Annotated in this window: 23 protein-coding genes; 15 read left to right on the top strand and 8 right to left on the bottom strand. The window is 44.9% G+C overall.

Features of this window, described 5'->3' with window-relative positions; translation table 11 throughout:
• The first annotated feature begins 39 nt into the window (after nucleotides 1–39).
• From ACFOEE_RS07755 to ACFOEE_RS07735, 5 genes are all read left to right on the top strand, one after another.
• Complete coding sequence (locus ACFOEE_RS07755) at nucleotides 40–1,437, top strand: YcjX family GTP-binding protein (RefSeq protein ID WP_377122864.1); 1,398 nt, start codon at nucleotides 40–42, stop codon at nucleotides 1,435–1,437.
• On the top strand, nucleotides 1,434–2,465 hold the full coding sequence (locus ACFOEE_RS07750; RefSeq protein WP_377122862.1) for a TIGR01620 family protein: 1,032 nt from the start codon (nucleotides 1,434–1,436) through the stop codon (nucleotides 2,463–2,465). Before ACFOEE_RS07755 ends, ACFOEE_RS07750 begins: the two co-directional genes overlap by 4 nt.
• 147 nt (nucleotides 2,466–2,612) lie before the next feature.
• Complete coding sequence (megL, locus tag ACFOEE_RS07745) at nucleotides 2,613–3,791, top strand: methionine gamma-lyase (RefSeq protein WP_377122860.1); 1,179 nt, start codon at nucleotides 2,613–2,615, stop codon at nucleotides 3,789–3,791.
• Nucleotides 3,792–4,065: 274 nt separating this feature from the next.
• Nucleotides 4,066–4,863, top strand: coding sequence for a phenylalanine 4-monooxygenase (gene phhA, locus ACFOEE_RS07740; RefSeq protein ID WP_377122858.1), 798 nt, complete (start codon nucleotides 4,066–4,068; stop codon nucleotides 4,861–4,863).
• An 11-nt stretch (nucleotides 4,864–4,874) separates the two neighbouring features.
• Nucleotides 4,875–5,219 carry a 4a-hydroxytetrahydrobiopterin dehydratase gene (locus ACFOEE_RS07735; RefSeq protein ID WP_377122856.1) on the top strand — a complete coding sequence of 115 codons (345 nt, stop codon included), beginning with the start codon at nucleotides 4,875–4,877 and terminating at the stop codon, nucleotides 5,217–5,219.
• A gap of 29 nt (nucleotides 5,220–5,248) precedes the next feature.
• Here the strand turns inward: ACFOEE_RS07735 and ACFOEE_RS07730 are convergent, their stop codons facing one another.
• Nucleotides 5,249–5,431 carry a DUF2897 family protein gene (locus tag ACFOEE_RS07730; RefSeq protein ID WP_377122854.1) on the bottom strand — a complete coding sequence of 61 codons (183 nt, stop codon included), beginning with the start codon at nucleotides 5,429–5,431 and terminating at the stop codon, nucleotides 5,249–5,251.
• 151 nt (nucleotides 5,432–5,582) lie between these two features.
• Here ACFOEE_RS07730 and ACFOEE_RS07725 point away from each other — a divergent pair, with 151 nt between their 5' ends.
• The gene (locus tag ACFOEE_RS07725) at nucleotides 5,583–6,920 is read left to right on the top strand and encodes an ankyrin repeat domain-containing protein (protein WP_377122852.1); all 1,338 of its coding nucleotides are present in this window, start codon (nucleotides 5,583–5,585) and stop codon (nucleotides 6,918–6,920) included.
• 46 nt (nucleotides 6,921–6,966) lie between these two features.
• Here ACFOEE_RS07725 and ACFOEE_RS07720 read toward each other — a convergent pair whose 3' ends face one another.
• Genes ACFOEE_RS07720 through ACFOEE_RS07700 form a run of 5 tightly spaced genes read right to left on the bottom strand, consistent with a single transcriptional unit; the run spans nucleotide 6,967 to nucleotide 10,505 of the window.
• Nucleotides 6,967–7,431 (bottom strand): DUF2069 domain-containing protein, encoded by a 465-nt coding sequence (locus ACFOEE_RS07720; protein WP_377122850.1) that lies wholly within the window; start codon nucleotides 7,429–7,431, stop codon nucleotides 6,967–6,969.
• The gene (gene wrbA, locus ACFOEE_RS07715; protein ID WP_377122848.1) at nucleotides 7,428–7,982 is read right to left on the bottom strand and encodes an NAD(P)H:quinone oxidoreductase; all 555 of its coding nucleotides are present in this window, start codon (nucleotides 7,980–7,982) and stop codon (nucleotides 7,428–7,430) included. The genes ACFOEE_RS07720 and wrbA overlap by 4 nt, the downstream gene beginning before the upstream one ends.
• Nucleotides 7,979–8,329: an arsenate reductase (glutaredoxin) gene (gene arsC, locus ACFOEE_RS07710; RefSeq protein ID WP_377122846.1), complete on the bottom strand. Its 351-nt coding sequence runs from the start codon at nucleotides 8,327–8,329 to the stop codon at nucleotides 7,979–7,981. The genes wrbA and arsC overlap by 4 nt, the downstream gene beginning before the upstream one ends.
• A gap of 57 nt (nucleotides 8,330–8,386) precedes the next feature.
• The gene (gene bepA, locus ACFOEE_RS07705; RefSeq protein ID WP_377122844.1) at nucleotides 8,387–9,838 is read right to left on the bottom strand and encodes a beta-barrel assembly-enhancing protease; all 1,452 of its coding nucleotides are present in this window, start codon (nucleotides 9,836–9,838) and stop codon (nucleotides 8,387–8,389) included.
• A gap of 1 nt (nucleotide 9,839) precedes the next feature.
• Nucleotides 9,840–10,505: a hypothetical protein gene (locus ACFOEE_RS07700; protein WP_377122842.1), complete on the bottom strand. Its 666-nt coding sequence runs from the start codon at nucleotides 10,503–10,505 to the stop codon at nucleotides 9,840–9,842.
• Nucleotides 10,506–10,600: 95 nt separating this feature from the next.
• Here ACFOEE_RS07700 and ACFOEE_RS07695 point away from each other — a divergent pair, with 95 nt between their 5' ends.
• From ACFOEE_RS07695 to tyrA, 7 genes are all read left to right on the top strand, one after another.
• Nucleotides 10,601–10,834: a hypothetical protein gene (locus tag ACFOEE_RS07695; protein ID WP_377122840.1), complete on the top strand. Its 234-nt coding sequence runs from the start codon at nucleotides 10,601–10,603 to the stop codon at nucleotides 10,832–10,834.
• On the top strand, nucleotides 10,827–11,903 hold the full coding sequence (locus tag ACFOEE_RS07690; protein WP_377122838.1) for an AI-2E family transporter: 1,077 nt from the start codon (nucleotides 10,827–10,829) through the stop codon (nucleotides 11,901–11,903). Before ACFOEE_RS07695 ends, ACFOEE_RS07690 begins: the two co-directional genes overlap by 8 nt.
• A 284-nt stretch (nucleotides 11,904–12,187) precedes the next feature.
• The gene (rpsP, locus tag ACFOEE_RS07685) at nucleotides 12,188–12,436 is read left to right on the top strand and encodes a 30S ribosomal protein S16 (protein ID WP_208843602.1); all 249 of its coding nucleotides are present in this window, start codon (nucleotides 12,188–12,190) and stop codon (nucleotides 12,434–12,436) included.
• Nucleotides 12,437–12,453: 17 nt separating this feature from the next.
• Nucleotides 12,454–12,987, top strand: coding sequence for a ribosome maturation factor RimM (rimM, locus tag ACFOEE_RS07680; RefSeq protein ID WP_377122836.1), 534 nt, complete (start codon nucleotides 12,454–12,456; stop codon nucleotides 12,985–12,987).
• Nucleotides 12,987–13,754 (top strand): tRNA (guanosine(37)-N1)-methyltransferase TrmD, encoded by a 768-nt coding sequence (trmD, locus tag ACFOEE_RS07675; RefSeq protein WP_377122834.1) that lies wholly within the window; start codon nucleotides 12,987–12,989, stop codon nucleotides 13,752–13,754. The genes rimM and trmD overlap by 1 nt, the downstream gene beginning before the upstream one ends.
• A 33-nt stretch (nucleotides 13,755–13,787) precedes the next feature.
• Nucleotides 13,788–14,147, top strand: coding sequence for a 50S ribosomal protein L19 (gene rplS, locus ACFOEE_RS07670; RefSeq protein ID WP_377122832.1), 360 nt, complete (start codon nucleotides 13,788–13,790; stop codon nucleotides 14,145–14,147).
• A 251-nt stretch (nucleotides 14,148–14,398) separates the two neighbouring features.
• On the top strand, nucleotides 14,399–15,532 hold the full coding sequence (gene tyrA, locus ACFOEE_RS07665; protein WP_377122830.1) for a bifunctional chorismate mutase/prephenate dehydrogenase: 1,134 nt from the start codon (nucleotides 14,399–14,401) through the stop codon (nucleotides 15,530–15,532).
• Nucleotides 15,533–15,607: 75 nt separating this feature from the next.
• Here tyrA and ACFOEE_RS07660 read toward each other — a convergent pair whose 3' ends face one another.
• A complete protein-coding gene (locus tag ACFOEE_RS07660; RefSeq protein ID WP_377122828.1) occupies nucleotides 15,608–16,765 on the bottom strand; it encodes a chorismate mutase in 1,158 nt (385 codons plus the stop codon).
• A gap of 388 nt (nucleotides 16,766–17,153) precedes the next feature.
• Here ACFOEE_RS07660 and ACFOEE_RS07655 point away from each other — a divergent pair, with 388 nt between their 5' ends.
• A complete protein-coding gene (locus ACFOEE_RS07655) occupies nucleotides 17,154–20,084 on the top strand; it encodes a bifunctional diguanylate cyclase/phosphodiesterase (protein ID WP_377122826.1) in 2,931 nt (976 codons plus the stop codon).
• Here the strand turns inward: ACFOEE_RS07655 and ACFOEE_RS07650 are convergent.
• Nucleotides 20,081–20,410 carry a stress response translation initiation inhibitor YciH gene (locus ACFOEE_RS07650; protein WP_377122824.1) on the bottom strand — a complete coding sequence of 110 codons (330 nt, stop codon included), beginning with the start codon at nucleotides 20,408–20,410 and terminating at the stop codon, nucleotides 20,081–20,083. The two genes, ACFOEE_RS07655 and ACFOEE_RS07650, sit on opposite strands and share 4 nt — an antisense overlap.
• A gap of 138 nt (nucleotides 20,411–20,548) precedes the next feature.
• Between ACFOEE_RS07650 and ACFOEE_RS07645 the strand changes: the two genes are divergently transcribed.
• Nucleotides 20,549–20,854, top strand: a complete 306-nt coding sequence (locus ACFOEE_RS07645; RefSeq protein WP_377122822.1) for an STAS domain-containing protein — start codon at nucleotides 20,549–20,551, stop codon at nucleotides 20,852–20,854.

Below are 20,854 nucleotides of genomic sequence, written 5' to 3'. Positions count from 1 at the left end.
CACGGTGGCTTCGGCCACCGGCGCAACATATGAGCGAGCATGAGCCTGAGTCAGAATTATTTTAAAAACCTCGCGCAGCAAGCCGAGAAAGTGGTCAAACGTGGTTTAGACCGTCATGTTAAAATTGCGGTTACTGGCTTGAGTGGCAGCGGTAAAACTGCATTTGTCACCGCCTTAGTGCGTCACCTTACCGCCCAAGCAAATAAAGACAATCTCCCGTTTTTTGATGTGGTGCAATCGGGTCGTTTTATTGCCTGTAAACAAGTGCAGCAGCAAGCGCTCGCCGTGCCGAGTTTTGATTATACCAGTGCGCTGAAATGCTTAAGTGCCGAGGCGCCAGCTTGGCCACCATCGACCTCGCGGATCAATACCTTGACGCTTGCGCTACGTTATCAGGCTGCCAGTGGCCTGCGTGCGCAATTTGCACCTGAATCGACCCTCACCATAGAGCTATATGACTATCCGGGTGAGTGGCTGTTGGATTTGCCGCTGCTTAATCAAGATTATGCAAGCTGGTCTCACGCTATGTTAGAAAAGGCCGCGCAAAAACCGCGAGCAGAATATTCCCAAGCGTTTTGCCAGGCGCTCGCGCAATTTGATGCCAGCGCAGTAGTCGATCAAGCGCAGCTCAAACACTTAAGTGAGCTGCATAGCGAATACCTACAAGCGCTTAAAGCGCACACCCACGTCGCCCAGCTGCAACCCGGAAGACAATTGCTACCGGGAGATATGGCGGGGGCACCATTATTGGCGTTTTTTCCATGTTTAAAACCGGAAAATATCAGCGAAGAGAGCAGTTACCACCAGTTAGAGCGACGTTTTGAGGCGTACAAAGCACAAGTGGTGAAGCCCTTCTTTCGTGACTACTTTTGCCAGTTTGACCGCCAAGTGGTGCTACTGGATATGTTTAGTGCATTGAATCAAGGGCCTGAACAACTCATCGAGCTTCAAGAAGTGATGCAACAGATTTTGACTTTGTTCGATTATGGCAAAAATGCCTTTTGGTCGCGTATTTGGCGCCCGAAAATAGACAAAGTGCTCTTTGCTGCTAATAAGTGTGATTTTGTCAGCAGTACCATGCACAGTCGTTTGGTCAAATTACTCGATGAATTATTAAAAGAAAGCACCAATGTACTGCGTTTTGATGGTGTCAGTATTGATACTATGGCGATGAGCTCTGTGCGCAGTACTTTAGATAGAAGTGTGCAAGAAGGTGGGCAAACCTTAAATTGTATTTATGGTCGGCCCTTGCAAGAGAGTCAATGGGTGACCTATTTACCGAATACGCCACCCGATCATCTTATTCCCAAAAGCCAATGGCCGGAAGGGGGATTTCAGTATTTGGCATTTCAGCCACTGCCAATCTCACAACAACAATTAACCCATATTCGCCTTGATCACGCGTTACAGTTTTTATTGGGAGACAAACTGAAATGACTAAGTATGCTGAGCCTGTTACGGTCGCCCGACGTATTCAAACCCATAATGAAGACATCTTTAAACCACAAGAAGCGCAAACTGAGGCCAAAGTGGTGGCACAAGAGGATGAATGGACACCTGCGCCTGAGTTAGAAAGCGTCGAAATAAGCCAATTGAATGAGGTGTTTACGGTAAAAAAACGCCGTCGTTGGTTGACTATTTGGTTATGGTTAGCTGGTATCGCGATTGTGATTGAGACCGGTCTTGGAATTGTTGCAAGCTGGCAATCGTCTTTTATCATGGGTGCGCTTTACAGCCTGTTGGCGCTTATCGCAGTAGGGGGCATAGGGCGCTTTATGTACGCTGAGTTACGTGCCTTAGTGCGATTAAAAAATTTAACTGATACTCGCCTACAAGCCAGTCGCTTGCTACATAGTGAGCAGGTCGGTGAAGCAATGCAATGGCTGGAACCACAATTACGGCATTTGCCAGCAAACCAAACTCAAGCGTTGTTACAGGCTATTCAATCCCACCATACCGACAAAGAAGTGCTGGAACTTTATGATAAACAAGTACTAACCGGCCTAGATGAGCAAGCGCAGCGTTTGATCAGTCAATATGCCAGCGGCTCAGCGCTATTGGTGGCACTTAGTCCTATGGCGCTGTTGGATATGTTGGCAGTATTGTGGCGGGGCGGCAAAATGATCGAAGCGATAAGTGCGGTCTATGGTGTACGGCTTGGCTATCGCAGTCGCTTAAAACTTTACAAAATGCTTTTGACCCATATGGTGTTTGTTGGTGGTACTGAGCTAGTCACTGACTTAGCGGCAACATCGCTCGGTGCTGAGTTATTAGGTAAGCTGTCAGCGCGCGCCGCACAGGGCTTAAGTGCTGGGATCTTTACGTCGCGCCTTGGTATTAAAACCATGGAGTTGTGTCGTCCGCTTCCTGAGCTTGGGCGAAAACCCGCATTGCTAAAAACGACTGTAAAACAAGTTTGGGGTGTGCTGCGCGATAAAAGCCCAGCAGCAAAAGAGCAGGCGTAAGCCTGCAACTGCCAACTTTTCTGTACACCTTAGTCTAGCTGCATGGTTGTACCTAGCCGTCTGTGCATCTGGCATGCTTGTGATTTATAGCCTGCTCGCTTAACTATTTATATAACAAATAGTCAAAATAATAACGAGCAACAGGTAATGAACAAATTTCACGATGATACCAATTGTATCCACGGCCCAAACCACTTTGAAGATCCACACGGCGCGTTGACTGCGCCACTTTATCAAACTTCTACGTTCCATTTTAAAAATGCCGCGCAAGGGGCTGCGCGTTTCGCCGGTGAAGAAGCGGGCTATATTTATACTCGCCTTGGCAATCCAACCACACGAGAGTTAGAAGAAAAGGTCGCAGCTTTGGAAGAGATGGAAGACGCGGCAGCTACGGCTACGGGCATGGGGGCTGTATCAGCTTCGGTACTAAGCTTTTTACAAGCGGGCGACCATCTTATTGCTTCAAAAGCACTGTATGGCTGTAGCTATGCACTGTTTGCGCACATGCTGCCAAAGTTCGGCATTGATGTTAGCTTTGTTGATATGACAGATGCGCAAGCGCTGCAAGCTGCACTTAAGCCAAACAGCAAAATGCTATTTGCGGAAACGCCGATTAACCCCACCATGACTGTGCTTGATTTAACTATGTTAGGTCAATTTGCCAAGGCCAATCAACTGATAAGCGTAATCGACAATACCTTTTTGACCCCGCTGTTACAAAAGCCGAAGCACTTTGGCATCGACTTAATCGTCCACAGCGCCACTAAGTACCTTAATGGTCACGGCGATGTGGTGGCAGGTCTAGTGTGCGGTAGTAAAGAGCATATTGCGACCATCAAACTCACGGTGTTAAAAGACATAGGTGCGACGATTAGCCCACATGATGCGTGGCTGATTAATCGTGGCTTAAAAACCTTACACGTGCGCATGGCAAGGCACTGTGAAAGTGCACAAAAAGTTGCTGAATATTTAGAGCAGCATAGCAAAGTAACACAAGTGTATTACCCCGGTTTACCAAGCCACCCGGGGTATCGTTTCCTTGGCGAACAAATGAAAGGCGCGGGCGGTGTAATCGCATTTGAGTTAAAAGGCTCGTTGCAAGATGGTGAAGCCTTTATTAATGCCACTAAGCTTTGCACATTGGCAGTTTCTTTGGGTGATCCTGAAACCTTAATTCAGCATCCAGCTTCGATGACGCACTCACCTTATACGCGAGAAGAGCGCTTAGCTGCGGGGATCAGCGATGGTTTGATCCGTTTGTCGGTAGGCCTTGAAAACGTGGATGATATTATCGCCGACTTAGCACAGGCGTTTAACGCCTTTTAATTTTGTAATTATTTCTATACAAAGCCCCGCGCTAGCGGGGCTTTATTTTTGCTGATTTCTTCATGTGTAATTTTATATGTACGATTGTGTATGGTATTTTGTACAAAAATGAGGTCGTACCAAACCAGCGCGGACGCGTCAGCTATTAAACTTTTCCTTACTTTCTCATAGTATCCAAGTAACAAGTTGTAGCGAGCGCATAAACACAATTAGCGGCATATATCATGTCCGTAACCATGCTCGGTGCGATTAACGTATTGCAAAGAAGGTCATCATGGCAAAAGCAAGCAAGTATGTATCTAAGGCACCTGACGACAATGGCATTATCCATTGGTCGGTGGAAGAAAATGAGATTTGGGCAGAGTTGGTGGCACGTCAGCTAGAGTGCATTAAAGGCAAAGCCTGTGACGAATATCTCGCTGGGTTAGAAAAAATCAAGCTGCCGCACAATCGCATTCCGCAGTTGCATGAACTTAACGACGTGTTAAAGCGTGAAACTGGCTGGCAAGTTGCACCTGTGCCTGCGCTTATTGATTTTGACGAGTTTTTCCGCTTGCTTGCCAATAAGCAATTTCCAGTGGCGACTTTTATTCGTAGCCGCGAAGAGTTTGATTACTTACAAGAGCCGGATATTTTCCATGAGATTTTTGGTCACTGCGCGATGCTGACCAACCCAGCTTTTGCTGAATTCACCTATCAGTATGGTAAATTAGGCTATGCGGCGGATAAGAAAGACCGTGTTTATCTAGCCCGTTTATATTGGTTTACGGTTGAATTTGGTTTGATGCAAACTGAAAACGGCTTACGCATATACGGTGGTGGTATTCTTTCTAGCCCAGGTGAAACACAATATGTTTACTCAGGTAAACCGGAAATTTCGCCGCTTCAAGTGTTAGATGTTCTGCGTACGCCATATCGTATTGATATCATGCAACCACTTTACTATACCATTAATTCAATTAACGACCTGTTTGAGATCTCCAAAATGGATATCATGGCGTTAGTTGAAAAGGCAAAAGCCTTGGGCTTATTTGAGCCAAAGTTTCCCCCTAAAGAAAAAATTGCCAGTTAAGGAACATGTCAATGTCTGATTTGAGTGCACAAAAATGTGAAGCGTGTCGTGCTGATGCGCCTAAAGTGTCAGATGAAGAATTAGCAGTGCTAATCAAGCAGATCCCAGATTGGGTGCCAGAAGTACGTGATGGCATTATGATGCTTGAGCGCGTTTACAAGTTTAAGAACTTTAAGCAAGCCCTTCACTTTACTAATAAAGTGGGTGATATGGCAGAAGAAGAAGGCCACCATCCAGGACTATTAACTGAATGGGGTAAAGTCACTGTGACATGGTGGAGCCATTCTATTAAAGGTTTGCACCGTAACGACTTTATCTGTGCGGCAAAAACGGACGAAGTTTTCGCCGCGCTATAACTGCGTATGATGACGGAAAACCGAGCGACTCAGCTCGGTTTTTTATTGTCCTTATCGGACTCAACTTGGCTATCTGAAGGGAGTTCGTCCTGCTTTTGACTAGGAAACTTAAACTTATTAGCGTATTTCAACAGTGCAATATTGCTCCATACCACGCCTAACACCATGGCAATAATCAGTATTACCTGCCAAGTCTCAAATTCTTGATTCATCGCCGCTACTCCTAAATATTTGTTTGATCCATTATGCCTTTTCTTGATTGAGATATGCTAACATTCAGCGCAATAAGTTGTGCACATTAAGTATAGAGTCAGGCGCTTGAGTTCATGCTGCCATCATTGATTCTGGAGTCATTTTATTGCAATGGAACAGGTACTTATTTGGCCTAAGGAATACCCACTCCTGGTAAAAGGACTGGCTGAGCAAAATGGAGCATTTATTTTAGATGCACTGGAAGCGTGGCCGTCATGTAAAACTGCGACAGATGAGCAAGGCGTCAATGCGACGGTGTTACCGCCACTTTATTATTTGCAGTGGTTAAAGCCGCTTGAACCTTTTGAAGCATGCTACTTTCAGCATATTGCTGAGTTCGACGATGCGTCGCAAAGCTATATTCAACGTTTAATCAGTCACTTCAATCAGCTCGAAATGGGTCACGAAGCGCAAGTTTTAGCGTTATTGGAACCGTTTTGCCAGTATTCTGACTTGGCTTGTCAAGCGCACTGTGACGCGCCATTGTCATTGTTTAAATTACTCTATGATAAGCGTCTGTTTAATGTGCTGCTGTTTTGTTTAGAGCGCGGTGCGAAACTGCATGCTGACGATGTAATGTTGTTGTGGCAAGAGGTGGCGCTACGAGAGCGACTAACGCCTTTTATTACTGCACAAAGTGATACCCTGACAGGTTTGAAAGAGGCCGCTATTGCTGCAATGGCAAAAGGGGAAGATTATTATACTTTGCTGACCTTACTTGAAAGCGGCGATGATCTTAACACATTGTTGGAGCAAGCCTTGTTGGCTTTACTGTCGCAAGAGCAAGCGAAGCAAACGATGGCGATGCGTTTTATCCAGCAAGGTGCAACGGGCAGTGTGCGTAATGAGGCAGAGCAGTCCGCTTGGCATCTTGCCGCACAACATGGTTTTGTTGAGGTGATTGAAAATCTGGCACAAGCTTGCCCAACTCATCTTTCAAGCCAAGATAAAGATGGTAATACCGCATTGCATTTTGCGGTGCAAGGCAACGCCCTTGAAATGATGCGCAAGCTCATTCAGCTTGGGGATAAGCCACAGCAGCGTAATCATGACAATCTTACCCCTTATGGCTTGGCCGTACAATTGCGCCGCCAAGCCATGGTGAAATGCCTTGAACAAGAGTTTGCGCTGAAGGAGTTGTCAGAACAAGCACAGTTGTCGCGGATGAGTTGGGTACATGGTTTGTATGCGCTAGCGTTACTGTGTTTACCATTGCAACTATTTTTCTTTTTTGATGAGAGCTTTGCGGCCAAAAGTGAGGTTACGCTGACAGCGACCTTGATGGCAGTCATGGCGTTAATTGCTGCAACTCGGGTGAAACGTGGCAAGTTGTATCCGCAGCGTCGTCATCCTTGGTCTTGGCATATTTTGGTGGCGTTAAGCTGGCTCGCTGGTGTGTGTCAACTCGGGCTTTCGGCACTGGTGTTGCTGACGTTACTGACGCAATAACAATAATCCAGCGCATGGCTATCACGCGCTGGATTAATTCAAACTATTAAGCTTGCTTTTCGTCCTCTGCATCGGCTGCTGATTGGCTGTGAGCGGCTTTTTCGTCCGCTAAGTCGTCTTTTAACTTACGGATCTTGAGTCCTAGTTCTTGCCCACGATGACGAGCGTAGTAGGTACAACCAATAAACATGCTGGTTGCAAACAACAATTCTAACAACACGTAGCCTAATTCGTCTTGCGCTACCCACAGTAATGTCAAACCATGAATAAAGTAGATCATCACCACAAAATTGGCCCACGCGTAGGTATAGGGTTTATCTTGAATGATCCCTTTGAGTGGTAATAGCAAAGGTAAAATGTACACTGCAAAGACAAAGCCATTGCTATAGTCATCGCGTGGCGCAAGTACAAATAGCCATAGTGGCATTAACAGTAATAAGCCGACATAGCCAAATAATGCAAAACGTTGAAAACGTTTAGTAATGGCGCTTTTTACAACAGGTGAGGTCATTTCAGTTTTCTCGCAATGGTCACCAGACGTTTACCTACCGCACGGCAAATCGCCCGTTCTTCTTTGGTTAAATCGCTACTATTATTGAGCCCAGCAACATGGCTCGCACCGTAAGGCGTGCCACCAGATTGCGTGCTCGATAACTCTGGCGTGTCGTAGGGGACACCCAGCAATAACATGCCATGATGTAACAGCGGCAATGACAAGTTTAACAACGTGGCTTCGTTACCACCGTGCATACTACTTGACGAAGTGAACACCACAGCAGGTTTATCGATAAGTGCGCCCTTGAGCCACAATTCACTGGTGGATTCCCAAAACTGCTTGGCTTGATAGGCCATCATGCCAAACCGGGTTGGGCTGCCAAACGCCAAGCCGTCGCAGTGCTGCAAATCTGCCAAGGTTACTTCAATATCATCAGACGCTCTGGCAACAAAGGTACGTAACAAAGGCTCAGCACCGGCGGCCAAAACGGCGTCGGCAATATCGTGTGCCATGGCTTTGACTGAGCCATGACTGGAATGATAGAGCACTAAAATACGCGGACTCATGCAAACAAGCTCAATACAGCTTCAGGTGGACGACCAATAGCCGCTTTGTTGTTATGCACTACAATTGGTCGCTCGATAAGTTTTGGGCAGCTCACCATGGCAGCCAAAATCGCGTCCTGCGAGCTTTGCGGCGATAAGCCTAAGGCTTTGTACTCGTCTTCTTTGTTGCGTAATAATTGATGAGCGTCTGTAAACCCTAATTGTTCGAGTAGTTGTTGCAAAGTCTCTAGACTTGGTGGAGTTTTTAAATACTCGATAATGTCTGGCTGATGGCCGTGTGATTCTAACAATGCCAAAGTCTCACGCGATTTTGAACAACGCGGATTGTGGTAGATAGTAATAGACATGTCATGACTTCCCATACAAAAATGCTGTTGCATAGTGTACGGGAAGTCTAACTTAACTCAAAGTTTCGCGAGTTCCTTTTGCATCTGGCGATACTGACTAAGTAAAGCTTTCAACCGCTGTTGCTTTATTTCATCGCCATTTTCAACGTGATTCAGGGCTTTTTGGATCTCGTCCGCGGCCTTCATGTAAGCACCGTAATCAGCCATTAGGTCAGCATTGGCCTCATGATACGCGGCTTTGTTCTCAAGCCCTTCGTATGCTTTTGTGAGTAGCTCTTTGGCTAATACATGATCTGGCTTTTCTAACAAAAATACCCGCAATAATTGTGCAGCCTGCGTGTAGTTTTTGGCTTCCAGTGCGGCGTTTGCATAGTTTAAGGTGATCACCTGATTATTTGGCCGCAGGTCGTGGAATTGTGCAAGTAAAGTAACAGCCTCTTTGCTGTTACCTTGGGCTATCAGCAAATCGGTTTGGGCATCTAGATAAAATAAGTTGTTCGGGTCTTCACTGCGTAGCTTTTTCAGTAGCTCAGCCGCCTCTGGAAGCTTTTTCTGGTCGAGTAAAGTTAGCGCTAGGCCATATTCCAAAGCGCGATTATCAAGTGCGCTGGAACGACTTATGGCTGTTTTAAAAAACTGTTCCGCATTGGCAGAGCCATATTGATACCGCGCCATGACTCGCGCTTTGGCAAGAGCAAAGTTTAAACTAGAAGGCACGTACTTTTTATCGTATTGCTGAGCGCGCAAACGAATATCAGAAATTCGGCTATCCGGCATAGGGTGTGTTAATAAAAATGCCGGGGGGGTATTTTTATAGCGCACCTGTTCTTGCAGCTTGGTAAGAAACTCACTGGCTTCGTAAGGGTCAAAGCCGGCATCTTTCATGGTTTTCATACCAATGCGGTCGGCTTCTTGTTCGGCTTTACGACTATGACTGAGTTGATCTAACGCGGTTTGGGTTGAACTTGCCGATAAAATAGCAATACCCGCATCAGGTGCCACCACAGTCGCCAAAATACCAGTGATCAGGCCGGCAATAGTCATTGCGCTATTGTCTTTTTGCTGTTGAATGCGGCGTGCCAAATGACGTTGGGTGACGTGAGCAATTTCGTGACCAATAACAGAGGCAAACTGACTTTCGTTGTCCGATTCGGCCAGCAACCCAGAATGAACCCCAACATGTCCGCCATAAAAGGCAAAAGCGTTAATTTCAGGGTTTTTTATCCAGAAAAAACGAAATGGAAAGCGCACGTCATCGGCATTGGCAACCAATCGGTTGCCTAAGGTCGATAAGTACTCATCGAGTACAGGGTCTTGAACCAGTGGTGAGCGAGAGCGTATTTGCATCATCATCACTTCACCAATCGCTTGTTCTTTTTCTAGTGGTAATGCTTGTAAGGCTGAGGTGCCTAAGTCGGGCAAATTAAAACTGCTTTGCGCCGACAGGCTGTTCGACCATGGCAAAGCACTGAGGCTAAGCAAGGTCACGAACATGAGTTTCAACTTCATTTTATTCCTTTCTTATATCGTCTCCGAGCATTAGTCGGGCAATATCAACTTCATCGCTACAGGCTCTGGCGTCTTTTTCACAGAGCTGGTAAAAATCTTTTATTGAGACACCATCAACCTTTACAACGTTCATTTCTAACTTTAAAAAAGCAATAATTTTATGCACCACTTTGTGTGAATGCAGGATTAAGGCTTTGTCAGCGATATCGCCGCGTTCAAAATAAAAAGCGATAAATTTGTGTAATTGATTGATGCGTAAAATATTTTTCATGGTGTGAGGATCCCACACCTGAAACTCCATCAAACGATTGTCTTTGACATAATTGTCAATTTGCATGTCTTTTGCGTACGGAAAGGCCCACAGTTCAAAACCTCGGTCGGTAAAACTTTGATGTAAACCAATGCGTGGTTTATTGTCACAGTGGATAAAGCCATTTTCATCTTGAAAACCACCCAGTAACGGTAAGTTCCAGTTACGCTTGTCTAAAATACGTTTTACCGCATTGTCAAAGCCATGATGCAGTACGCCTTCAGATTCGCTGACTGAAGATGCGACCAAATGATAGAATGGTGGTAGCTCGCCCCAGTTTATTTGCTTTTTATACCAGTTTATTTCTTTTAGAGTTGGATTCGCTGGGAGTTGGGCTTTATTATGCGCACCAGACATTGTTAATTCCTTACTACTGAACTTATCCCAAAGCATAAACCATAGTTTGGTGCGTAGCTAGTACAAAGGGATGGATTGGAGCGCTATCATTGATTATGAAGCAAAATCGAATCAAAGACTTAACGCAAATGCAGTGTCCACAATTATTTGTCCAGTTTAAATGGGCGCTGAAACAGGCGGCAAGCCAATCTGAGCCGGTGCAGTTTAAGTTGCTAAAAACGCAGCAAACAGCAGATATTTTTCGTTATCTAAACCAACAGCAAGTCGAATTTTCCTGTGTTGAGCAGTCTGAGCTGATATTTATCGTCGTGGAGGGAAGTTGTGTTTGAATATTTAAAGTCTTGGTATACCCGAAAGTTCTCCGATCCCCATTCTGTCACCCTATTATTGATGTTGCTGTTCAGCGCCGCATTATTCTACTTTTTTGGCGCGTTAGTGATCCCCGTGTTGGTTGCGATTGTAATTGCTTATCTATTGGATTGGCCGGTTTGTCGCATGGAACAGTTAGGTTTAGGTCGTACAGCGGCAACTGCGTTAGTCATGGTGCTATTTATAAGTTTGGTATTAGGTTTAACCATAGGGATAATTCCTACGCTTTGGAAACAGCTCAGTAATTTGGTACAAGAAACGCCGTCTATGGTGGAGCAAGGTAAGTTTTGGCTGCTACATCTTCCTGAAGAATACCCGACTTTGATTAATGCGGATCAGGTTAAAGTAGTGGTTAATACCGTTGAAGCTAAAGTAATTGAGTTTGGTCAAAAGGTGTTGTCCGTCTCGCTCACCTCGTTAAAAGACGTAATCGCTTGGCTTATCTATCTTATCTTAGTGCCTTTATTAGTGTTTTTTATGCTCAAAGACAAAACTGAACTAACGCAAAGTGTGGTGCAGGTACTACCCAAGCAACGTCGACTAATCAGCCAAGTGTGGCATGAAATGGATCAGCAAATCATGAATTACATTCGCGGCAAGGTATTTGAGATTATTATTGTGGGTGTAGCCTCGGTTATCGCTTTTAGCATTATGGATTTACGCTACGCGGCTTTATTAGGTACTTTAGTGGGGTTATCGGTGTTAATTCCGTTTGTTGGCGCAGCATTAGTGACGATTCCCGTTGCGGCAGTAGCGATGTTCCAGTTTGGTATCGAAGCGCAGTTTTGGACTGTGATTATCGTGTACGGCATAATCCAGGCATTAGACGGTAACGTGTTAGTACCTTTATTGTTTTCTGAAGCAGTTGACTTAAATCCGGTCTTTATTATTGTCGCAGTATTGTTCTTTGGTGGCTTATGGGGATTCTGGGGGGTGTTTTTTGCCATTCCGCTTGCATCCTTAGTAAAAGCGTTGCTCAATGCGTGGTCAACTCAACGTGATACCGACGTTCAGTCCTGTCAATCCTAACTGAGTTACTGAAAAAGGCGAGTAGGGACCCACGCCGCTCGCCAACTTATGCTGTGTTGATTACCTAGTGTTATGGCCATGTTTTTAAGCGTGACTGCAACTGAGTCTTGTAAGCGTGTTTTACAACCGTGTTTTGCAACCGTGATCAGACTTTTACCAACTCAATCTCGCTTGGGTTGCTTTTCTTACTTGCATTGTGTCAAAAAGCTAGTACAATTCCGCAGCTTCCCGTTTTGGGAAGCAATCCTTATTAATGAAAACAGTCAATCTATATAGAGGACGGTATGGTAACTATTCGTTTGCAACGTGGCGGCGCTAAAAAGCGTCCATTCTATCAAATCGTGGTTGCGGATAGCCGTTTCTCGCGTGACGGTCGCTTCATCGAGAAAGTTGGTTTCTTTAACCCAATCGCTGCTGGTCAAGAAGAGAAAGTGCGTTTGGATCTAGCTCGTGTTGAACACTGGGTAGGTCAAGGTGCAGCTCTTACTGAGCGTGTAGCAAAATTAGTTAAAGACGCTCGTAAAGCGGCTTAATAGGCGTAAGTGTAACCATGAGTCAAGAAAACACCTCGGTTATTGTAGTAGGTAAGCTTGGTGCCCCTTATGGTATTAAGGGCTGGCTTAAGGTGCATTCATTTACGGATGATCCCGAAGGGATCTTCGATTACAGCCCATGGTTAATAGGGCAACAAGGTAAATGGCAAACCTTTGAAGTGGTCGACTGGCGTCGTCACAACAAAGGCTATATCGCCAAATTTGCGCAAATCAACGACCGTGACGAAGCATTGGCAATGACTAATGTAGAAATCGCTGTAGAAGAAGCGCAATTACCAGAACTACCTGAAGGGGAGTTCTATTGGCGAGATCTCATCGGCATGTCCGTGGTCACAGACAAAGGCTATGACCTAGGTATTGTTGATGACTTGATGGAGACTGGTTCAAACGACGTTTTAGTTGTGAAAGCTCACAAAAAAGACGCATTTGGACAAGCTGAGCGCTTAATTCCATTCTTACCGGAAACGGTCATTTTGGCAGTTGAGCACACAGAGCGAAAGATTACCGTTGATTGGGATCCTGCATTTTAATGCAAGAAGCTAAGGCACTTTGGGTTGGTGTGGTAACGCTCTTCCCAGACATGTTTGATGCTATTACCAATCAAGGGGTAACAGGTAGGGCGGTGAAAAGCGGCCTTATCCAGTTACAGTGCTGGAATCCTCGAGATTTCACCACCGACAAGCACAGAACGGTTGATGACCGTCCGTATGGCGGTGGACCTGGCATGTTGATGATGGTTGAACCATTAAAACAAGCCATCGTTGCAGCGAAAGCCGCAGCGGGTGAAGGTGCAAAGGTAATTTATATGTCCCCTCAAGGGCGAAAACTAGATCAGCAGGGCGCAGCGGAACTCGCGGCGAACGAGAAGTTGATATTAGTAGCTGGTCGCTACGAAGGTATAGATGAACGGATCATCGAGTCCTATGTGGATGAAGAATGGTCCATCGGCGATTTTATTCTGAGCGGGGGAGAGCTTCCTGCCATGACATTAATCGATGCTGTCGCTCGATTAGTGCCAGGGGTGTTGGGGCACAACCAATCGGCAGAGCAGGATTCATTTTCGGATGGCCTGTTAGATTGTCCGCACTATACTCGGCCAGAAACGTTGGATGGCAAATCGGTTCCAGCAGTTTTACTGAGTGGTAACCACCAAGAAATAGCTAAATGGCGCTTAAAGCAACAATTAGGTAGAACTTGGATGAGGCGTCCAGACTTGTTGCAAAACCTAGCTCTGACTGAGGAGCAAGCGAAATTGCTCGCTGAATTTCAGCAAGAGAATGAAAAAGCTTGTGGCTAGAAGACAGTTACACCTAGGAAAGTGAGAAATATAATGGCAAAAGTAAACCAAAACATTATCAAAGCGCTTGAAGCTGAGCAGCTCAAGCAAGACGTACCTGCATTCGGCGCTGGTGACACAGTTGTTGTTCAAGTACGCATCAAAGAAGGTGACAAAGAGCGTCTACAGGCGTTCGAAGGTGTGGTTATCGCTAAGCGTAACCGTGGTCTACACTCTTCTTTCACTGTTCGTAAAATTTCGAGCGGCGAAGGTGTTGAGCGTGTATTCCAAACACACAGCCCACTAGTTGACAGCATTACAGTTAAGCGTCGCGGTGCAGTTCGTCGCGCTAAGCTTTACTACTTGCGTAAACTATCTGGTAAGGCAGCACGTATTAAAGAGAAACTTAACTAATACGTTGTTACCTTCTGCAGAACAGGCCGCCTATAAAGCGGCCTGTTTTGTTTTTACCTCTTCATACTTACCTTTTATTAATCTTTTTTCTACCTTGTTCAACGACGCATTATGTTGCCTCTTGTCATAACCAGCGGCATTTTTGATACCATGAAATTTCCTTGATAGTGACGCACAAAGCTTTCATCCCTGCCTAGATCTTGTTAGACTCACTGTATTGAAAAATTTACTGATGTACAAATAAGTTTACAATGACAAGTTTGAATGCACTTTCTCCTTTACGCCAGCAAATCGATAGCTGCGATGCTGAACTAGTCAAGCTACTCGCCAAACGTAAGCAACTGACTGCAGAAGTAGGTCGCATTAAGCAGCAAACCAGTACACCGCTCTATGCACCTGAACGTGAGGCTGCTTTGATCCAAGCACGTAGGCAAGAAGCAGAGCATGCAGGGGTGAATCCCGATCTAATAGAAGATATTTTGCGCCGCATGATGCGCGAAGCCTATGAAAACCAGCAAGGGCAACTAGCCTGCGTGGCGCCGCAATTATCACCTGTGGTCATTGTCGGTGGCGAAGGCGCAATGGGTAAACTGTTTGCCAAGCAGTTTTTACGTTCTGGTTTTGAAGTACGTATCTTGGATAAAGCACAACAAGATGAAGCTGAGCAGCTCCTGCAAGGTGCTAAGCTAGTGTTGGTGAGTGTGCCTATCAACGCTTTCGAAACCATAGTAAACGCCTTACCCGAATTAGATAAGGAATGTGTGTTAGTTGACATTACCTCGGTAAAACAGCAACCCATTAAGGTGATGAAAGCCAAACATGCAGGCCCTGTAATGGGGCTGCACCCAATGTTTGGCCCGGATATTTCGCACTGGGTAAAGCAAACCATAGTCGCTTGTGAGGGACGTTTGCCTGAGCATTGTGAACCATTATTACATCAGCTCGGTATTTGGGGTGGTAATGTGGTTGCGATGGAAGCGAAGAAGCATGACCAAGCAATGCAAATTATTCAGGTAATGCGCCACTTAACTACATTTGTGTATGGTCAATTTTTGTCTAAACAATGCCATACCCTAGAAGAATTACGCAGCTGTTCATCACCTATTTATCAGCTGGAGTTGATGATGGTAGGGCGTCTGTTTGCCCAGTCACCAGAGTTGTATTCCGATATTATGCTGGCGCAGTTTGCTGATGTTGAGGGGTTACTGGCGAGTTATCAAGAGACATTTGCGCTGACGTTGGAAAAACTACAAAGAGGGGATAAAGCGGCGCTAATTGATGCCTTTAGCGAAGCAAAAACTTATTTCTCAGACGCCGCTTCACAGTTTTTGCAGCAAAGCCGCAGCTTATTAAATAAAGCACACGATGCAAAGGTGTTGGATTAACTTGATTGGGCTTAGATAGTTAAGAATTCGTATATAGGCAGCCGTGACTGCCTATATTACTGAGTCGATGGATTGTTATAGCACTTCTACTTGCTTCATGGTTTCGCTTTGATAACAACCAAGAATACGCACAAACTGAGTATGCTCTTTGAGCTCTTCTAATGCACGCTGCACCGAGGCTTCAGCAGTATTGGCTTGTAAGTCCACGTAAAATACTTCTTCCCATGGATTACCTGGCACTGGTCGAGATTCCAGTTTAGTCATATTGATATTGTGTTGCTTAAATACCATCAAGGCATCTGCTAACGAACCAACTTGATGTTTGGTCGCCATAATCAAAGTGGTTTTGGTTGGAATTTGCGTCGAAACTTGTAGCGCTTTACGTGCTACGACAATAAAACGACTATGATTTTCGGCTTGATTGGCAAGACCGCTTTTTAATACTTCCAAACCAATGTGTTTGCCTGCTTGTGCTGAGCCAATCGCGGCACTGTTTGGATTATCAAGCGCTTGTTGCAACGCACTGGAGGTAGAGTCGCAAGTCTCATGTTGAATGTTATCGCCTAAACCTTGTAAGAAGCGGCTACACTGAGCAAAAGGTTGTGGGTGGGCATAGATTTTGGTGATGTCCTTGAGTTCAACATTAGGTAAGGCAAGTAAACAATGCTCAATACTTTGGGTGACTTCGCCAACAATGCTGACTTGTGCATGCTGAAGTAAATCAAATACTTCATTAATACTACCTGAGCTGGTGTTTTCAATCGGTAACAAACCAAAATCAGCTTGGCCTTTTTCAACTTGGCCGGTGATATGTTCGAAGCTGGCACAGCCGATTTCAATCAGTTTACCTGGACGGCGGCTGAAGTATTTATGACAAGCAAGTTGGCTGTAAGAACCTTGACCGCCGAGATACGCAACGCGATAGGAATCGCTCATTGCATCTGGGTTTAGGCTGCGTTGCAGTAAGGCTTGTTGATTTAACACTGAATCTTCTAAGATCAGCTGAAATACATTATTGATGTAGTAAGCATCTAACCCTAACGACTTACCGTAGCTGATCAGCTTTTCAAGTAATGCTTGCTCACGCGCTTCATCACGTATCGGTTTGTTGTTGGTGATTTTATATTCCAGCACGCTGTGGCTGATGCGACGGCGTTTGGCGAGTAATACCAATAAATCTGAATCGATTTCATTGATATCGCGACGCAGCGCTTGCAAAGTATCTTCTGTCATAGGTCCTCATTCCCAATGCAAAAAAAAACCTCCCAGTTGGGAGGCTTAGCTATTTGATTTCTGTACGCAAACAGTTAAGCCTCTTCATCGAAAGAAGCTAAAAAAGTAAAAACCAAAGCGTACAGAGTTAAAATTCATTCCAATATTCTGTTAATTACAGCGATAAATTAGTCACCTTTTCAACATACCGCTATCTAAGCGCTAGCGTCAAGCGAAATCTATCGTTTTTCAAAGCAGATTTACTATTTCTTGCCAGTATTAAAAAAACTTAAGTAACACTAGCGGTTCTGATATATTTACACAAAGTGATAAAAACAAGAATCAAGATAAGGGTTTAACTGTGGGGAATAAACGCCCGCCATCGCGCTTTGGGAAACGCTCCCTGAGTATGAAACTGACCTTACTGATCTCAGCGATTTGTTTGATTTCAGGAATTTGCGCGGCGGCATTTATGCTCAAGTCTGAAGAAAAACTACTTGTTTTTGAAGAGCTAAAAATCCTCAAGCAATCCAGTGCGCAAATGGTTGAACAGTTTCAACAGTATCTGGAAAATAAAACTAATGTCGCCGAGCAAGCCAATGCGGTAGTCACAAAGCAGCTATTTGGCAATGCCACTAACTTAGCTGAACATGCCACTTATATTCTCACTGAAACACAAGAAGGGGCGATTAGTACAGCTCAAAATGGTTTATCGGCAGCGTATTTACCTGGGCAAAGTATTACGTCAGAGCAGCGAGCTTTAGTTGGTCATTCCGAATCCTTATGGAATATTCTTGCACCCACTTTACTGCAAGATTTCGCTAATTTTTACCTCCTAACGGATGATGGGTTTGCGCGCGTCGCACCGCCAAATTTATTGCTCCAAGGTGGACATCAGCATAAGTATTTACAGCCTTCCGAATTAGCTTTGTTACGTGATGAACGAAATCCCACTCGTGAGGCGGTATGGAGTCCAGTGCATTTTGATGCGAGCTGGAAAAAATGGATTGTGAGTGTGTTGGTCCCAGTCTATGTGCAAAACCGCTACATTGGCATGACAGGTGCTGATATTGCACTTGATAACTTGCTCAGTAAATTGCCGCTTGCTGGCAACGATTATGGGTTACTCATTTTCGACGATAAAGGTCATGTGCTGGCGTCGCCAACGTTGGCTAATTTTGATAATTCAAGCCTTGAGCTAATGCAGTATCAACAGTTGCCAACAGCACTACAGGAGCTAGTGCGCACCAGCCTCAACAAACCCTTGATGGAGCGAGATGCGACTTTCGCCACTGAGCAGGACGAATTTATCATTAATATCCGCAAGCTTAAACAGCTTAACTGGTTTATTGGGGTATACAAAAAGCGTTCCGCCGCATTAGCCTCACTTGAGGACATCAAGTATAAGTTTTTTGGCCTATTTGTAATGTATGGCTTGTTTGTGGCGATGTTATTGCACCAAACACTCTATCAGCTGGTGATTGGGCGAATTATCACGTTGGTTAACGCGATATCTGGTTTTGGTAAAGGCCAATTTGAGATCCTGAACAATTTGCCAACCAGTGATGATGAAATCGGTACGCTAAATCAATCAATTAAAGATATGGGTTTAGAGATCCGTAAACTTATCGATGGCCTTAATCAGCGCATTGCTGAAAAAGAAAACGCAGAAAAGGAAGCAAATCGCTTTTTGAAGGCAGTTGCAGCTTCTGGTACTGGTGTGGTGCTCACAGACGCGCAATTCAATATCATTTACGTCAATCCAAAAATGATGGAAATGACCCGCTTTGAGCAAGCGCATTTTTTAGATGCGCCTCTATTGTCAATTGTCTCAAACGAAATGGCAATTATCATTGAAGACATAGATATTGATTTACGTAGTCGCAATGCTTGGCGCGGTGATACGGTGTTGCAAAGCGCTGATAATCGACCGGTGTGGGTATCGCTGAGCGTTTCGCCAATTCGTGACGAAAGTGGTCAGATCACCAGCTATGTTGCATCTGCGCAGGATATTTCTTTTGTAAAAGAAAGTCAGCGCAAAATGGAAGAGCTGGCGTACTTTGATACCTTAACGGGATTGGCTAATCGTACTTTCTTTCGTATGCAGCTGCGTAAGTCCATGGCGCTGGCGCAGCGTGGACATTATTCATTTGCCTTGTTTTATTTTGATTTGGATGAGTTTAAACGAATTAACGATACCTTAGGTCATGACGCTGGGGATGGCTTGTTGGTTGAAGTTGCTAATCGCTTAAAACGCCGTTTACGTGCCGAAGACACCATTGCGCGTTTAGGGGGGGACGAGTTTGCGGTATTGCTGAGTGGCATCGACAAACGTGAGCATGCCATGGATGTCGCGCATACCATTCAACGCACCTTAAATGTACCCATAATGCTTGGCAATAACGAGGTCATTGTCAGTGCCAGTATTGGTATAACCATGGCACCATTTGATAGCAAAGAAGAAGAACAGTTATTAAAGCATGCAGACTTAGCTATGTATGAAGCTAAGGCGAAGGGTAAGAATACCTATCACTTCTACAGTCAAGAGCTAGATGCTGCGGCTAATGAGCGCTTGTATATTGAAAATGAATTGCGCGTGGGAATCAAAGAGCGACAATTCTCTTTACACTATCAGCCGCAAGTAGATAGCCGAACGAATCGAATTATCGGCTATGAAGCGTTGATCCGTTGGCAACATCCCACAGAAGGGAATATTCCACCAAGCAAATTTATTCCTATTGCCGAAACTACGGGGTTGATTGTGCAATTAGGTGCATGGGTATTAGAGGAGGCGTGCTTCTTTGCGACCCGCATGCTGGCACACAAACGTGCGGCCAATATTTCGATCAACCTTTCAGCTCGGCAATTTAAAGATGCACAACTGATTGAAAGCTTGTCAGATATTTTGGCACGTACGAAATTACCGCCGCAGTATCTGCATCTTGAGCTCACCGAAAGTATGTTAATGGGGGATGTAAAAGCCACGATTGCTCAGCTTCATCAGATCAAAGAGCTAGGGATTGCACTGTCGATAGATGACTTTGGTACAGGCTACTCGTCATTGAGCTACTTAAAACGCTTCCCTGTCGATATGCTGAAAGTGGACCGCTCTTTTGTGCAAGACATCCCTGAGGATGTGAATGATATGGCGATTACTGCTGCAATTATCGCCATGGCGCAGAAGCTTAACCTCAAAATTATTGCAGAAGGGGTAGAGACGCAAGAGCAAGTCGACTTTTTACAAAGTAACAATTGCTTTATTGTGCAAGGCTATTTCTATAGTCCACCGCTAGCAGAACAAGACTTGGTGTATTTTGAAGAGCGTTTGGCGGCGAATTAGCCGCCTGCCAATTTCACTTTAAAGCCTATGCCTTCAAGAATGGTTTTTAATTTATCACGATCATCGCCTTGAATTTCTATCAGGCCGTCTTTTACCGCTCCACCTTGACCCATTTTGCTTTTGAGGGTTTTGGCGATATCTTTGAGGTCATGGGCTTTTGGGTCGATACCAACGACCAACATTACACCTTTTCCTTTACGGCCTTTACTTTGCTTTTCAATGCGGATAAAACCGTCTTTAAACAGTTTGACCTCAGGCTCAGCTTGCGCTTCGTCGTGTTTAATACGACCGATTTCTGTTGAATAGACTAATCTGCTGTCTGACATTGTGAGCTCCTCAATGTGATTTGGCGCTATGATAGCAAATTTCCGATTGTGCGTTTTTATTTTTGGCGAAAAACAGAGAAAGGATTATATTTAAGGAGGTTAACGGACAATGAGAACAAAGCGGAATAGGAGTTTTAGATGAGTTTGAGTACCAGTGCGTCTTTAGATGGTAAAACGCTGACCATCCAGATCAGAGGGAAGTTTGACTTTAATTTGGTGCAGTCTTTTCGCCAAGCCTATGCAGAATTGAGTGCGAATACCGAGAAAGTAGTTATCGATCTGCGCGAAACCGATTATATGGACAGTTCAGCGTTAGGTATGTTGCTGAATATGAAAAAAACTTTGGGGGACACAGTCTCATCTATCCACATTACCAATTGCCGACCACAACTTAAGAAAATCTTACAGATCTCTAGATTCGATAAAAAGTTCGATATTGACTGA

The organism is Pseudoalteromonas fenneropenaei, assembly GCF_042643375.1.
Lineage (GTDB): Bacteria > Pseudomonadota > Gammaproteobacteria > Enterobacterales > Alteromonadaceae > Pseudoalteromonas > Pseudoalteromonas fenneropenaei.
The sequence above is the reverse complement of the archived record's forward strand: the minus strand, read 5'-3'. Positions and strand labels throughout refer to the sequence as shown.

Coding starts and splice junctions, on each gene's coding strand:
- ACFOEE_RS07720 (WP_377122850.1), bottom strand. CDS start 7,431: ATGACCTCACCTGTTGTAAAAAGCGCCATTACTAAACGTTTTCAACGT.
- ACFOEE_RS07645 (WP_377122822.1), top strand. CDS start 20,549: ATGAGTTTGAGTACCAGTGCGTCTTTAGATGGTAAAACGCTGACCATC.
- ACFOEE_RS07730 (WP_377122854.1), bottom strand. CDS start 5,431: ATGAATCAAGAATTTGAGACTTGGCAGGTAATACTGATTATTGCCATG.
- ACFOEE_RS07755 (WP_377122864.1), top strand. CDS start 40: ATGAGCCTGAGTCAGAATTATTTTAAAAACCTCGCGCAGCAAGCCGAG.
- tyrA (WP_377122830.1), top strand. CDS start 14,399: ATGACAAGTTTGAATGCACTTTCTCCTTTACGCCAGCAAATCGATAGC.
- ACFOEE_RS07660 (WP_377122828.1), bottom strand. CDS start 16,765: ATGACAGAAGATACTTTGCAAGCGCTGCGTCGCGATATCAATGAAATC.
- ACFOEE_RS07735 (WP_377122856.1), top strand. CDS start 4,875: ATGTCTGATTTGAGTGCACAAAAATGTGAAGCGTGTCGTGCTGATGCG.
- megL (WP_377122860.1), top strand. CDS start 2,613: ATGAACAAATTTCACGATGATACCAATTGTATCCACGGCCCAAACCAC.
- ACFOEE_RS07655 (WP_377122826.1), top strand. CDS start 17,154: ATGAAACTGACCTTACTGATCTCAGCGATTTGTTTGATTTCAGGAATT.
- trmD (WP_377122834.1), top strand. CDS start 12,987: ATGCAAGAAGCTAAGGCACTTTGGGTTGGTGTGGTAACGCTCTTCCCA.
- arsC (WP_377122846.1), bottom strand. CDS start 8,329: ATGTCTATTACTATCTACCACAATCCGCGTTGTTCAAAATCGCGTGAG.
- rpsP (WP_208843602.1), top strand. CDS start 12,188: ATGGTAACTATTCGTTTGCAACGTGGCGGCGCTAAAAAGCGTCCATTC.
- rimM (WP_377122836.1), top strand. CDS start 12,454: ATGAGTCAAGAAAACACCTCGGTTATTGTAGTAGGTAAGCTTGGTGCC.
- phhA (WP_377122858.1), top strand. CDS start 4,066: ATGGCAAAAGCAAGCAAGTATGTATCTAAGGCACCTGACGACAATGGC.
- wrbA (WP_377122848.1), bottom strand. CDS start 7,982: ATGAGTCCGCGTATTTTAGTGCTCTATCATTCCAGTCATGGCTCAGTC.
- ACFOEE_RS07750 (WP_377122862.1), top strand. CDS start 1,434: ATGACTAAGTATGCTGAGCCTGTTACGGTCGCCCGACGTATTCAAACC.
- ACFOEE_RS07700 (WP_377122842.1), bottom strand. CDS start 10,505: ATGTCTGGTGCGCATAATAAAGCCCAACTCCCAGCGAATCCAACTCTA.
- ACFOEE_RS07650 (WP_377122824.1), bottom strand. CDS start 20,410: ATGTCAGACAGCAGATTAGTCTATTCAACAGAAATCGGTCGTATTAAA.
- ACFOEE_RS07695 (WP_377122840.1), top strand. CDS start 10,601: ATGAAGCAAAATCGAATCAAAGACTTAACGCAAATGCAGTGTCCACAA.
- ACFOEE_RS07725 (WP_377122852.1), top strand. CDS start 5,583: ATGGAACAGGTACTTATTTGGCCTAAGGAATACCCACTCCTGGTAAAA.
- bepA (WP_377122844.1), bottom strand. CDS start 9,838: ATGAAGTTGAAACTCATGTTCGTGACCTTGCTTAGCCTCAGTGCTTTG.
- rplS (WP_377122832.1), top strand. CDS start 13,788: ATGGCAAAAGTAAACCAAAACATTATCAAAGCGCTTGAAGCTGAGCAG.